We start from the raw sequence: 13,666 nt of genomic DNA, 5'->3' as shown, positions 1-13,666 counted from the left end.
TGATTAGTTGCGGGCCGCGCTATTTCACCATATGACGTTGTGGTGCAACCTTAGGTCACCGCTTTGCTTAGTTCCGCACCACGCAGGTCACCCGACTGGAGACTCATGACCCAGGTGAACGACACTAGAGCCCCCCGCGCCGTCGACCTCAAGGACCGCTACCGCAGCGACTCGGGACCGGTTCTCATGACGGGCGTCCAAGCGATAGCGCGCCAGCTGGTCGAACAGCACGAACGTGACCGTAGAGCGGGACGGAGCATCGCCACGTTCGTCTCCGGTTACCAGGGCAGCCCGTTGGCCGGGCTCGACCGACTGCTGGCCGGCATCCCGGAATTGAGGGACGACCACGACGTCCGTCTGGTGCCAGGAATGAACGAAGAGCTCGCCGCCACATCGGTGTGGGGCAGCCAGATGGAGCTGCCCAAGGGGGAACGTACTCATGACGGGATCGTCGGCGTCTGGTACGGAAAGGGTCCCGGTCTCGACCGAGCCAGCGACGCGCTTCGCCACGGCACGATGTACGGCGCCCACCCTTCGGGGGGTGCGCTGATTCTGGTTGGCGACGACCCAGCAGCCAAGTCTTCAAGCGTGCCCGCAGCGAGCGAGAAGTCACTGGCTGCGCTGGGTATGCCGATCTTCTTCCCCCGAAACGCCGAAGAAATAATCGCTTTTGGCCTGCTCGGCGTCGAATTGTCACGGCTGTCCGGATGCTGGTCGTCGATGAAGCTGGTTGCCGATGTCGCCGACGGCATCTGGACGATGCGCCGCGACTTCGCCGACTTCACCATCGTGAGCCCGACGATCGAATGGGAGGGTAGGCCATGGACCTACCGTCAGCGCATCCTCGCTGCCCCGCCAGACAGCCTGCTGGCCGAGGCCGACATGTACGGGCCGCGCTGGGAAATGGTGCGCCGCTTCAACGATGCCAACGACATCGACCGCATCGAGGTGAACCCGCCGAGGGCGACGTTGGGCATCCTCGCCGTTGGGTCGGCGTACGACAGCGTCCGTCAAGCACTCGACGAACTGGGCTTGGGAACTGAGCGTCTGTTCGAGCTTGGGATCCGCGTCATGCGCATCGGCATGCCGTTTCCGCTCGGGGAGAACAAGGTTCGTCAGTTTGCCGAGGGTGTGGACACGGTGCTCGTAGTTGAGGACAAGACATCGTTCGTCGAGTCCCAGGTCAAGGAAGCCCTCTACGGATCGGCGAGCGCTCCGCATGTCATCGGCAAACGAGACGCCGACCGCAAGGCTCTGGTGCCCGCGGACGGGGAACTTACCGCGGCACGGCTGATCAGACCTCTGCGCCGCGCCCTGAAGGACTACGCGGATCTGCCGAAACCGCCGCCACCGGTGTTGAACTTGGCGGTCTCCTCCGCAAAACGGACGCCGTACTTCTGCTCGGGCTGCCCACACAACCGCTCCACCGCGGTGCCGGAGGGATCGCTGGCGGGCGGCGGAATCGGTTGCCACACACTCGTCACCATGTCGTCACGTACCGATTCTCAAGTAACCGGCCTGACCCAGATGGGTGGTGAGGGCGCACAGTGGATCGGCCAGGCGGCTTTTACCGACGTCAACCACATCTTTCAAAATGTCGGCGACGGAACATATTTCCACTCCGGTCAGCTCGCCGTGCAGGCTTGCATCGCCGCCGGGGTCAACATCACCTACAAGATCCTCTACAACTCTGCTGTCGCCATGACCGGAGCCCAAGACGCCGAAGCGGGACTCACCGTTCCCGAACTGACGCACAAGCTCGCCGCGGAAGGCGTCCGCAAGATCATCATCTGCGCCGACGAACCCGATAGACATCGCGGCGCGTCCTTCGCGACCGGAACCACGTTGTGGGAACGCGAACGTCTCGACGAGGCGCAGCGCATCCTGCGCGACACACCCGGTGTCACCGTGTTGATCTATGACCAGCAATGTGCAGCCGAGGCGCGACGTAAACGCAAGCGCGGCAACCTCCCCGCGAGGCGAACACGAGTAATCATCAACGAAGCCGTCTGCGAGGGCTGCGGCGACTGCGGCGTGAAGAGCAACTGCCTCTCCGTTCAACCCGTCGACACCGAGTTCGGCCGCAAGACCACCATCGACCAGACCTCTTGCAACACCGACTACTCGTGTCTTGAAGGGGACTGTCCATCGTTCGTAACGGTGGAGATCCCTGAAGATGCAAGGCCGTCCCGCAGAGTGATCGCCGAACCACCGACGCCGCCGGAACCGCACCGCCGAGCGATCAGAGGCGTGCACAACATCTTCCTCGCCGGCATCGGCGGAACCGGAATCGTCACCGTCAACCAGATACTCGGCATGGCGGCACTGCGGTCGGGCATGCACGTCGAGGGACTCGACCAGACTGGCCTGAGCCAGAAAGCCGGCCCTGTCACCTCACATCTGCGACTGGCGACGCACAGCAGCGAATCCTCCAATCGCATCAGCCCGTCCTCGGCCGACTGCGTGCTCGCATTCGACCTCCTGACCGCAGCCGAGGCGAAGAACGCTGGATACGCGAGCGCAGAACGCACCATTACGGTCGCCTCCACCAGCCATACCGCAACGGGCGACATGGTGTACGACGCGTCCGTAAGGTACCCGGCCGACGACGCCCTGGTACAAGCGCTCGCCGAACGATCCCGAGAGGTCTACACCTTCGACGCCCTCGCCGCAGCGGAGATGCTCTTCGGCAACACCGCCGCCGCGAACCTCCTCCTCGTTGGAACTGCCTACCAAGCTGGCGCACTACCCGTTCCAGCCGCCGCGATCGAGGAAGCGATCGAAATCAACGGCGTTGCCGTGTCGGCGAACATCGCCGCCTTCCGGTGGGGCCGGACACACGTCGCGGACCCGCAGGCCTTTGCCGATGCGGTGGCCTCCAATACCGCAGCCGCGCGCAGCGACAACGAAGTCCCCGCGCGGCTGCTCGCCGGCCTGACGATCGAAGGGGACACCCTGGAACTAGTCAGCCGGCGCGCGGCACAACTGATGTCCTACCAGGGCGCTGCCATCACGCGGCGTTATGTGTCCACCCTGCAGACGGTGTGGGACGCAGAACGGGCCATGGGTTCGAGCACGGCCTTCACCGACGCGGTCGCACACGGTCTGCACAAACTGATGGCCTACAAGGACGAATACGAGGTCGCCCGGATGTTGACCGACCCCGCGTTCGTCGCCTCGGTGGCGACGGAAGTTCCTGGCGGACAAAAGCTGACGTACAAATTGCATCCACCGGTGCTGAAGGCTCTCGGTCGCAAGAAGAAGATCGGTCTAGGCCCGAAGAGTCACCTTGCACTCACGGTTCTTGCGCGTGGTCGGTTCCTTCGTGGAACGCGGCTTGATCCCTTCGGATACGCGAAGGTCCGTCGAATCGAGCGCGCACTCCTGGCTCACTACGAGGCGACCGTGCACGACCTGGCCTCACGGCTGTCATCCGAAAACCACTCCACCGCGGTCGAATTAGCCCAGGCCGCAGACATCATCCGCGGATACGAGGAGGTGAAACTGCGCAACGTGGCGAATTACCTAGCCGCGTTGAAGCGACTAGGCATCGACGGTCCTGCCATCGACCTGAAATGACACCGCGGTCAGGCCCGGCCAGGTCGCACCCGCCTAAGTGCAGTCTCCCAGCGAGTGTCGTATCGCCTCCGTCGACTCGTGGTGCGGCCACCCGATCGCTGGCAGCCGAAGGCCGACATGCTTGACTCGAAACCGCGCGGGGCTGGCCACACCACCCGCGCCCGTCACATCCGCCGAATGAGGAGAGACACCATGTCCGACAGTCTGATCACCGTCGCTGAAACGTTCGTCGCCCACTGGAATGCCAACCGTGTCGAGGACGCCCTCGCGATGCTGTCCGAGGACGTTCTGTACGACAACGTGCCCTACCCGAATATCATCGGCCGCGAGGGCGTTCGCAAGTTCTACCTCGATTCCGGGGTGGGCAAGACACTGCGTACGGATTGGAAGATCATCAACATCGCCGTGTCCGGCAATGTGGTGCTCAACGAGCGAGTCGACGACTTTCATCACCTGAGTGGCGCCGTCGTCTCACTGCCCGTCATGGGTACCCTGACCATCGACGATGGCCAAATCACGGTCTGGCGGGACTACTTCGACGCTGCGTCGATGGAGCAACAACTCAGCGACCTCGAGGCGTAGTCCTACGCTGGCTGAGGCACGCGGTGCGCCGATGACGACAAATCACGGCCGCCGTCGTGCTCATTCGTTGCCGCACAGGCACTCCCGTGACTCACCTGTCATGCGCTCAGACCCGAACGAAACGATAGACTTATCGCGGCTGCGCACTCCACCAGAGGTGAATCCTCGATGCCAGGTCCAACCGAGCATCAGTTCAATGCTGCGCGACAACGGATTCCGCCCAACTGAGTCACCTAAGACCCCTTTGGCAGCTATCAACATAGCGGCTACGGTTGCGAAGAACACGTCGACCGAATTTGCCGCGGTCACTAAATCAATTGCGCCACAATTGGATCGGATCACATTTCGGTCGTAGCCGGAAGTTGTGGACGTCGCGGGCGAGGCCCGACTGCTCAACGCAGAGAATCAGAGTGTCACTCGATGTCGGGAGTTCGGCCTGCAATGGTTGCCGCCGCGCTCTTAGGTCCAGGACGCCATCATTCATCACGGTGACGAACTAAATCGTGGCACTGAACCGCCATGAAGCCTCACGATTTCATAGTCGCCGGCGACCGACCCCACACGGAGGCCAGCCAGATGGCCCGCACTGCAGACATCGATCGTCCGGTCTGTTCCGGCGGGCACTTCGCGAGCCGGTCTTGGTACAGCATGTGCATCGTCATCTCAAGCAGGGCAGCCACGAGTCCCGGTACGTCTGGTGAGGCGGGAGACGCCAGGCCTTGCTCGCGGTCCTTCAGAACCTGTGCCGTCAGCACGTCGGCCAAGTGCTGATTGCGAGCGCGCCACATTGCGGCCAGCTGCTCGTCTTCGGGGATGGCCTGGACCGAGGCGATCAGGACGGCCGAGTGGGTGCGCCATTCTTCGGCGGTAGCCGCCTGTACGCGGTCGAGGTACTGCTCGACGGTCTCGGTGTCGAAACGGACGAAGGACATGGCGCGTTCCTCGAACTCCGACCAGATGTCGGCTGCCAATACCGCCAGCGGGGCGAACTTCGAATCGAAGTAGAAGTAGTAACCCGACCGGAGAACACCTGCTGCCGAGGCGATCTCGTTGACGGTGAGCTCGCCGACAGGGCGTGCCTCGAGTAGCTCGGCCAGTGTCGTCAAGATGACCTGACGTTGCCGCTCGCCCTTGCTCGGGGCGCGGCGGTCACCGGCGACCGCGGCGGCCCCTTTGCCGGCCCGGCCCGGCTTACTTGACATGGCGCAAATTCTAGCCGGTGAGCGGTCCCGCTACGGGACGTGGTTCATTTGCCCGGTCGGTCAGCGTCAATCCCTCGAATGTATTCTCGTGCCACCAGTTTTCGATCATGTCCCAGAAGTCGTTCTCGCTGCCCGTGTAGACGTCGTTGAAGAAGGCCTTTCCGATGTCCCCCTGGCCGTTGTAGTAGCCCGGCGTACAGCCCGCGAGATAGAACTGCCGTACCAACCCGGAGTTGTGAGTGGCTTCGACCCACCGGTCTTGGGCCGCTTGCGTGGGCTCGATGGCTCCGACGTCGTGCCGGGCGGCGTGGGCGATCAAGCGTGCGGCGTGGCGGGCCTTTCGATCGAGCATGTAGGTGAAGTTCACGACGTAGGCGTTCTGGCTCAACCCCAGTTCTACGAAGTTGGGGAATCCGCGGGTAAAGAAGCCGTGCAGGGTCTTGGCTCCGTCGACGAAGTGCTCGCGCAGCGACAGTCCGTCGCGTCCCACGATGTCGTACCCGTATCGATCCGACGACACGCTTCCGGTTTCGAAGCCGGTGGCGAAGATGATGCAATCGAGCTCGTAGTGCGTGCCGTTGGCGATCAGCCCGGTCGGGGTGATGGCGTCGACGCCGCCGGGTGCGGACACCAACGTCACCGACGGACTGTTGAACGCTTCGAGGTAGCCGTCGTTGCAACATGGCCTCTTGCAGACGAATCCGTACCAGGGTTTGAGTGCCTCGGCAGTGGCTGGGTCGGACACGACCGAGTCGATACGCCGGTGGATCTCCTGCATCATCGTCATGTCGGCGGCCTCGGTGAGCACGATCTGGTCGTGAAGTTCCAGCGTGTCCACCGGCGCCTCGACGAGGTGTTGGCCGGGCATGTCGACGAACACGCGGGTCCAGACGTCGTCGACGAGATTCTGCTCGGCGCGTTCTCCGTTGCAGTGCGCCAAGAAGTTGCGGTGGCGTTCCTCTTGCCAGCCGGGCTTCAGACTCGACGCCCACTCGGGGTCGGTCGGCCTGTTGCCCCGCACGCCGACGTTGCTGGGGGTGCGTTGAATCACGAAGAGCTGCTTGGCATCTGCAGCAACGAATGGGACGGCCTGGACCGCGGTGGCGCCGGTGCCGACGATGGCGACCCGCTTGTCCCGGAGCCCTTCGAGGTTTCCGTCGGGCCCACCGCCGGTGTAGTCGTAGTCCCACCGGCTGGTGTGGAAGATGGTGCCCTGAAAGTCGCCGATTCCGTTGACCTTTGGCAGCTGCGGCTTGTTCAACGGACCATTGGCACGGACGACGAAACGGGCGCTCAGGGTGTCGCCGCGGTCGGTTTGCACCTCCCACCGCTCGAGATCCTGCCGCCAACTGACGGCGGTGACCGCAGTGTGGAACAGCGCTGCGCGGTACAGGTCGAAGTGCCTGCCGATACGCCGGGCATGCTCGAAGATCTCTGCCCCGTCTGCATAACGCTTGGTGGGGATGAATCCCGTCTCCTCCAGAAGTGGCATGTAGATGTATGACTCGACGTCGCACTGCACCCCGGGATAGCGATTCCAGTACCAGGTTCCACCGAAGTCACCGCCCTGTTCGACGATGCGGAAGTCGGTGACGCCCTCCCGAGTCAGGTGTGCCCCGGCCAGCAGACCGCCGAAACCGCCGCCGAGTACGGCCACCTCGACGTCGACGGTCAGCGGCTCCCGAGCCGTGACGTCGGTGTACGGGTCGGCGGGACCGTCGAGTTCACGGACGTCGGACAATCCTTGGAATTGGGCCAGCGTCTCCTCGCGCATCCGCTTGGCACGTTCCTCCGCGTAGCGCTCACGAATCTGCGCGGGGTCGAAGTCGACGTCGACGGGTATTCCGGACACGGGCAAGGTGAAGGTCATTGGTGTTCTTTCATCCGGGGGCAGTAGGTGATTGGGGCGGGCAGGGGTCAGCGGTGCGGGTTGGCAACCAACCGGCCGGTGACTTCCCCGCGGTGCAGTCGGTCCAGCGCGGCGGGGACGTCGTCGAAGGCGACCTCCTCGATGGCAGGATCCAGGTCTCCGGAGGAGATGAGGTCGTAGACCTCGACGAGGTCTTGCTTACTGGCCCCCAGGGAGCCATGCAGCTGGACCGACATCAACACCATGTGCGTGATGTTGATCTCGGCGGCCCCGGCCTCTAGGCCGATCACGACCACGCGTCCACCGGCCCGGACCGCCTCGACGGCAGCTGCGGTGGTGGAGCCGGCGCCTGCGAAGTCGATGATGACGTCGGGCTGAAGAGCCTGCAGATCGGCGATCGAGGAGAAGCATTCCTTCGCCCCAATCTGCTTTGCGGTGGAGAATGTCGCGGGGTTGACGTCTACTCCGTAGACCGTGGCGCCTTGAAGATGGGCGACTCGAACGCCATTCAGGCCAAGTCCGCCCAACCCGATGATGCCCACCGTCTGGCCCCTCTGCACGCCCGCACTGGTGCGGACGGCGTGATAGGAGGTCGCGACGGAGTCGGTGGCAATCGCGGCTTGGGCGAAGGACACGTTGCCGGGAATTGGGACGAGTGTCGAGGCGTGGGCGAGCGTCCGCTCGGCGTACCCCCCGTCGACGGCGAGGCCCGGCGCGTAGGCCAGTCCGGCTTCGAGTGGATGGGCGATGCAGGCGATTCCGACGCGATCGCCGATCTCGAACCCTGTCACACCTTCACCAAGTGCCGCCACGGTGCCGGCGACCTCGTGGCCGAGGACGATCGGCTGCTTCGCCACCCAATCCGCCCCGGGGCCATGCAGGATGTGCAGATCCGAGTGACAGAGCCCGGCGGCGTGCACCTCGACGACGACCCAGCCCGGGCCCGGGGTTGGCTCCGGGAGGTCGACCGGAGTCAGTGGCTTGCCGGATCCGATGAACTGCAGTGCCTTCATGTGGTGGTGTTCCCTTTCGTGGCGGCGGGTGGTCGAAGCAGTGCGTTGGACTTATTCAGATGTTCTCTTGGCCAATATGATTCGTGACTGTTCACGCATCTCCACCTTGCGTATCTTCCCGGTGACGGTCATGGGAAACTCCTCAACGATGCGGACGTAACGCGGAATCTTGTAGTGGGCCAGCGCTCCGGTGCAGTACGTGCGTATGTCGTGCTCCGACAGCGCTGCGACTCCGGCACGGAGGCGAACCCAGGCCATGAGTTCCTCGCCGTAGCGCTCGTCGGGAACTCCGATCACCTGGGCATCGAGGATGTCGGGGTGGGTGTACAGGAATTCCTCGATCTCACGCGGGTACACGTTCTCCCCACCTCGAATTACCATGTCCTTGATACGGCCGGTGATCGCCACGTACCCGTCGGCGTCCATCACACCGATGTCTCCTGTGTGCATCCAGCCGTCGGAGTCGATTACCTCGGCGGTCTCATCGGGCTGGTTCCAGTACCCGACCATCACGGAATAGCCACGCGTGCAAAGCTCCCCGTTGACACCGCGGGGCACCGTCGCCCCCGTGTCGGGATCGACGACCTTGACCTCGAGGTGGGGGCCGACCGGTCCGACGGTGGTTGTGCGCTGGGTCAGCGAATCGTCGGCGCGGGTTTGGGTAGACACCGGCGAGGTCTCGGTCATGCCGTAGCAGATCGCGATCTCGCTCATGTGCATCCGTTCGATCACCTGACGCATGACCGCGGCGGGGCAAGGAGATCCGGCCATGATGCCGGTGCGCAGGCTGCCCAGGTCGACCTCGTCGAAGGTGGCTGCGGCGAGTTCGGCGATGAACATCGTCGGCACTCCGTACAGCGACGTGCAGCGTTGCGTGGCAATGGAGTTGAGTACTGCGTCCGCATCGAATCCGGGGCTGGGAATGACCATCGTCGCGCCATGACTGGTGGCCGCGAGGTTGCCCATCACCATGCCGAAGCAGTGATAGAAGGGCACCGGTATGCAAATGCGATCGGCACCGGTGTAGCCGAGGAGTTCACCGACCAGGTATCCGTTGTTGAGGATGTTCCGGTGAGTCAGGCTGGCTCCCTTGGGCGCTCCCGTCGTTCCCGAGGTGTACTGGATGTTGATCGGGTCGGTGTTCGACAGCCCTGCTGCGGCAGCGTCCAGGGCCACGTCGTCGATCGTGCTGGCGGCCAAAACGTTCCATCGTGCTCCACCGATGACGACGACCTCTTCGAGGTGTGCGCACCGAGGCTGCACCTCGTCGAGCATGGCGACGTAGTCCGAGGTCTTGAAGCTGCTCGCGGTGATCACCATGCGCACACTGGCCTGATTGAGAACGTGTTCGAGTTCGTGAACCCGATAGGCCGGGTTGACGGTGACCAGGATGGCGCCGATTTCGGCGGTCGCGTACTGCGTGATGATCCACTCGGGAATGTTGGGGGCCCATATGCCGACTCGATCGCCAGTGCGGATTCCCGCGGCTAGCAGACCGGTAGCCACCCGGAGAACGGCGTCACGAAATTCGGCGTAAGTCCATCGCCGGCCGGAGGCGACGTCGACCAGCGCGTCGTTGCCGCCGTACGCAGCCGTAGTTGCCGCGAGATTGGCGCCGATCGTCGACTCCAGCAGTGGCGGTGACTGTGCGCCGCGCTCGTATGACGGCAAGGGCCCGGCGGTTGCCGGTCGTGGCGGGTGCTGCTCGGTCACGAGTGTTTCGCTTCCTGACGAGGTAGCTCTGTGGGCGATCCGCTCGGGGCGGGCCGCAATGGGCCGATTGGTCGGTACTCCGACCTTATTTGACGGACGGTACCCAATAATTGACAGTCCGTCAATGGAGACCGGAAGCGCGGCGCCCCGACGGCCCGGACCACCGCACCGTGCTGATCAACTGCCACTACCCCGTCGACGCCAACTGCCGGAGGAGTAAGCCATCCAAAACCGCCGTCGCCCAGGGGCATTTCGTCAAGATGGGCTTCGAGCAGGACGTCGAGAACCTGGCGGAGCAAGGCAGCCTGGTACAACATCGCGCGACGGTCTCGTGGGCTAGCGCGCGACACGATCGCCGATCTAGTGCTTGGATAGCGTGACGGACCTTAGTTCCAGGAGCGCCATGGTCGATCTGTATACGCGGGTGCTCGTCGACGTGTCCTATGCGGCTGGCTGTGCCGGATACGCAGGAGTCGGCGATGAGGTCCTGACGCTTCTGCAGCAGGGCACGCACCACGAGGCGGCGGCACTGCTGGCGTGGGATCGATCGCAGATGAGACATCGGCCGATCGTCAGTGCGGGCTACGGCGCGGAGACCGTCGAACAACTGGGCGACCGATACGTGGGCTCGGAAGAAAACCGCGTTGTGGAGACGGCGTCCAGGCCCCTGCGGATCGACGACCTGCCGCAGTACCGGGAAAGCCCTACGTTTCGCGAGGTGTTGGCTCCGGCGGGATTCCAGGACGGGATGACGAGCCGTCTGTATCGCGACGACGGATCGTATGCAGGAATGCTGCATGTGTCGGCGGCGCATCCCGGCACCTTCGACCGCCGAGCGCAAGACCTCGTCGCCGCGCTGGCCAAAGTGATGTCGCGGTTGACCGTCGTCCAGCGCCCACCCGCGTTGCTGCCCCCAGCTCCCGACGGCGCCTTGGTTGGCGTCGTCGACGGGTTCGGAGAAGTCACGCCGGTCGACGGCTTTCAGCTTCCCCTTGCGCTGGCGGACCAGCGCTTTCACGCGGTTGTTGCCCGCTTCTCCCGGTCGTCGAGCCCGGCCGTGGTCGGCATGTGGCCGACAGGTCACCACTGGGCGTCGGTGACGCTGACCCGTGTCGTCGATCGCGGCCTGCACGCGGCCACCCTGGTACAGGAAACACCAGTTGACCAGATGCCCTACGGACTGTCGAACAGGGAACTCGACATCCTGGCCGGAATGGTTGCCGGACACACCAACCGGCAGATCGCGGTGTCCCGGTCCATTTCGGTGCGGACGGTGACATCGCACGTGGAGAGCATCCTGAGGAAGATGGACGCTGGCTCCCGGGCGACCGCCGTCGTCGCCGCTACACGGGAAGGGCTGCTTCGCCTGGACTGCGCTCAGGTGATGATCTGATCCAGAGCATCCTTCATCGTGAATCGCTTCAAGACGTTTTGGGTAATCTTCGCGACGTTGTTGTCGTATCCGTTGTGGGACAAGGCAGCTGTCCACGCGATCGATCCGACGGAGAAGAACCCCCCACCACCGTCGAGTGCGCCGAGGACGATGTCGGACCGAACGTAGGGATGTTCGCTGCCGCCCAGCCCGGGCAGGTTCTCGTAGACCTCCTCCGCGGCAACCAAGTACGCATCGGTGAATTCTCCGGAGGTAGCGAGAAGTAGGGTCCCAGGTGGTGAACCGAGCGCTGGGTCGTAACAATCGATTTCAGCTCCGGCCGCGCCACCGCCCATGATGCCGAAGTCACCGATGACTTCATCGGGTTCGAGTCCGTCGAACACGAACGCTGCCCGAGGATCGCGACTGTCTTCGAGACGTACGTAATGGGTGGACCGGTCGAAGCCCTGGGCGGCGAAGCCGACGCCGGTGAGCCGCTGCGGGGCCCTTCCCTTGTTTCGCCAGAGCCCAGCCATCTCACCTGAGGTGGCGTGCCGTCGTTCACCGTAGGCGGTTTGGTGGGGCCGGGTGCCCGCTGCGGATCGGCGAAGCTCCATCAAGTACGGCTGGTCCGGCACGAACGAGGCGGTCGCGAAGAATCCGTTGCCGCCCAGGTACATCAGGCGTCCCCCGTGCGCGGTGTACCGGTCGAGGGCGTCTATTTCGCGGCGCGTGACGTATTCGGGGTGTGCACCGGTGATGACCACTTTGTAGTCCGCGAGCACTTCGTAGCCACCCATGTCGAGCGCTTCGTCGGTGATGACGTCGAATTCACACTCGAGGGTGTCGAGCCAATGGACGATGCACAGGTCTGCGGGCAGACCCCAGACGCCGTTGCTTTGGAACCACGCGCGGTGTTTGGGCTGCAGAGTGATGATCGGCTTGCGGACGCTACCGAACACGACCCCGCTGCCGTCATTGTGAATCTCGTAGCAGGATCGGCCGAATTCGGGGTGATCCTGCAGGTCGATATCTTCTTGCCCGAGGATCGGGGTGTGGCTGACGATGACCTCTGCGCCGTCGGCTTCGAACGCGATCCGGTCGTTGGCATAGGCGAGGTAGGTGGCGGTGGACAGCAGCAGAGCCACGTCGTTCTTGCGGCTCCCCGGCCCGATGAGGAAGGGGATGTACTGCTCGGTCTCGCCAGCGATCAGGCGAGCCGCGTAGACGCCGCTGGGAAGGTCTTCAGGGACGTCGAAGGTGAACGCGACGGGCCATTCGGCATCGGTGATGTCGTCGTCGTGGAAGTGGATCGCATCGAATTCGTCGGGGACGGAACGGAAGTCCTCCGATAGCCCTGCGTAGCGCGGACCGGTCACCGCTCGCATCGGTGCGTTGAAGCACCGGCCGTGCAACTGGTTGTCCGACAGATCGACGACATCCCACAGCAAAAGGGCGTCCTCACGGGTGGAGTGACCGAAGTGCCAGCGAGCGAGCAGTTCTGCGCCCTCACCGTTGAGCGGGTCTCCCCCGCGGGTGATGCTCAGCGCCCCGACCTTTCCGTTGAATGGGGCTGCGGCCAGCAATCTCTCGCCGTCGCGGCGGGCCAGCGCCCCGATTCTAAACGGATGAGAGCTGCGGGCGAGGTTTCGCGCACCCGCAGATGCGTCGTCGACCTCGACGTGCGCGGCTTGGGTGGAGAACCTGTTCATACAGTTCTCGATGGGGGTTTGCGTCACCTGGACGTCTCCGTCGGCACCCGGGAAACGCACGTCGATGCGGTACCAGTGGTTGGCCAGTACGGCACTCGTGGTCGACAGCGACCTCGGCTGTCCGTCCTCACCCCACAGCACTGTGGGGATGCCCTCGTCGAGTACTAGCGCGTAGCCTGTCGCGGTGTCTTCATCCCACGTGCCACAGATGGTTTGACGCAGATTGGTCAGGCCGATGGAGTTCTGCGTGACGTGATAGGCGCCAATGCTCTCATTGCGTTCGCTCAGCGGAAGCGTGGCGTAGACGTACACGCTGATCGCCATGTCCGACGGCTCAGCCAACACCGAGTCAGGGTCGTCGACTTCCACGAAGGAGCCAGGCTGACAGACGTGGCGTTGGCCGGCGTAGCTTCCGGCGAAGCCGGCGTCTGGCACCTCGTACTCGACGAATCCCGGCCCGGCAGACCCGGTGAAGCCGTGACTCAACCGCACCAGCGACGCGTCGTACGTCGGCGGTCCCTCGCTGCTGACGTGGAAGGTCAGAGCTTCACCGGGGCGGGCGAAGAGGCGGTCGGTGTAGCCAAATATCTTGTTGGAGTGCGGTTCCATGGTTCAACCTGTCT

At 63.8% G+C, this 13,666-nt stretch carries 8 protein-coding genes; 3 read left to right on the top strand and 5 right to left on the bottom strand.

Features of this window, described 5'->3' with window-relative positions; all coding sequences use genetic code 11:
- Positions 1-105 precede the first annotated feature (105 nt).
- Both ASD37_RS30600 and ASD37_RS30595 read left to right on the top strand, forming a co-directional pair.
- A complete protein-coding gene (locus tag ASD37_RS30600) occupies positions 106-3,579 on the top strand; it encodes an indolepyruvate ferredoxin oxidoreductase family protein (RefSeq protein WP_082570506.1) in 3,474 nt (1,157 codons plus the stop codon).
- A gap of 192 nt (positions 3,580-3,771) precedes the next feature.
- Positions 3,772-4,161, top strand: a complete 390-nt coding sequence (locus ASD37_RS30595; RefSeq protein ID WP_056561058.1) for a limonene-1,2-epoxide hydrolase family protein — start codon at positions 3,772-3,774, stop codon at positions 4,159-4,161.
- 527 nt (positions 4,162-4,688) lie between these two features.
- Here ASD37_RS30595 and ASD37_RS30590 read toward each other — a convergent pair.
- From ASD37_RS30590 to ASD37_RS30575, 4 genes are read right to left on the bottom strand one after another with little or no spacing between them, the layout of a single operon-like run.
- The gene (locus tag ASD37_RS30590) at positions 4,689-5,363 is read right to left on the bottom strand and encodes a TetR/AcrR family transcriptional regulator (RefSeq protein WP_056561055.1); all 675 of its coding nucleotides are present in this window, start codon (positions 5,361-5,363) and stop codon (positions 4,689-4,691) included.
- A 10-nt stretch (positions 5,364-5,373) separates the two neighbouring features.
- On the bottom strand, positions 5,374-7,233 hold the full coding sequence (locus ASD37_RS30585; RefSeq protein WP_056561052.1) for an NAD(P)/FAD-dependent oxidoreductase: 1,860 nt from the start codon (positions 7,231-7,233) through the stop codon (positions 5,374-5,376).
- 47 nt (positions 7,234-7,280) lie between these two features.
- A complete protein-coding gene (locus ASD37_RS30580; RefSeq protein ID WP_056561048.1) occupies positions 7,281-8,246 on the bottom strand; it encodes a zinc-binding dehydrogenase in 966 nt (321 codons plus the stop codon).
- A 51-nt stretch (positions 8,247-8,297) separates the two neighbouring features.
- Positions 8,298-9,959: an AMP-binding protein gene (locus ASD37_RS30575; RefSeq protein ID WP_200960041.1), complete on the bottom strand. Its 1,662-nt coding sequence runs from the start codon at positions 9,957-9,959 to the stop codon at positions 8,298-8,300.
- Positions 9,960-10,362: 403 nt separating this feature from the next.
- Here ASD37_RS30575 and ASD37_RS30570 point away from each other — a divergent pair, with 403 nt between their 5' ends.
- Positions 10,363-11,352: a helix-turn-helix transcriptional regulator gene (locus tag ASD37_RS30570; protein WP_082570505.1), complete on the top strand. Its 990-nt coding sequence runs from the start codon at positions 10,363-10,365 to the stop codon at positions 11,350-11,352.
- On the opposite strand, the gene ASD37_RS30565 is transcribed toward ASD37_RS30570, so the two are convergent.
- The gene (locus ASD37_RS30565) at positions 11,337-13,652 is read right to left on the bottom strand and encodes a N,N-dimethylformamidase beta subunit family domain-containing protein (RefSeq protein WP_056561044.1); all 2,316 of its coding nucleotides are present in this window, start codon (positions 13,650-13,652) and stop codon (positions 11,337-11,339) included. The genes ASD37_RS30570 and ASD37_RS30565 overlap by 16 nt on opposite strands.
- Between the last annotated feature and the right edge of the window lie 14 nt (positions 13,653-13,666).

It is taken from the genome of Mycobacterium sp. Root135 (genome assembly GCF_001426545.1).
Classification (GTDB): domain Bacteria; phylum Actinomycetota; class Actinomycetes; order Mycobacteriales; family Mycobacteriaceae; genus Mycobacterium.
This window is presented reverse-complemented; position numbering and strand designations above follow the sequence as displayed.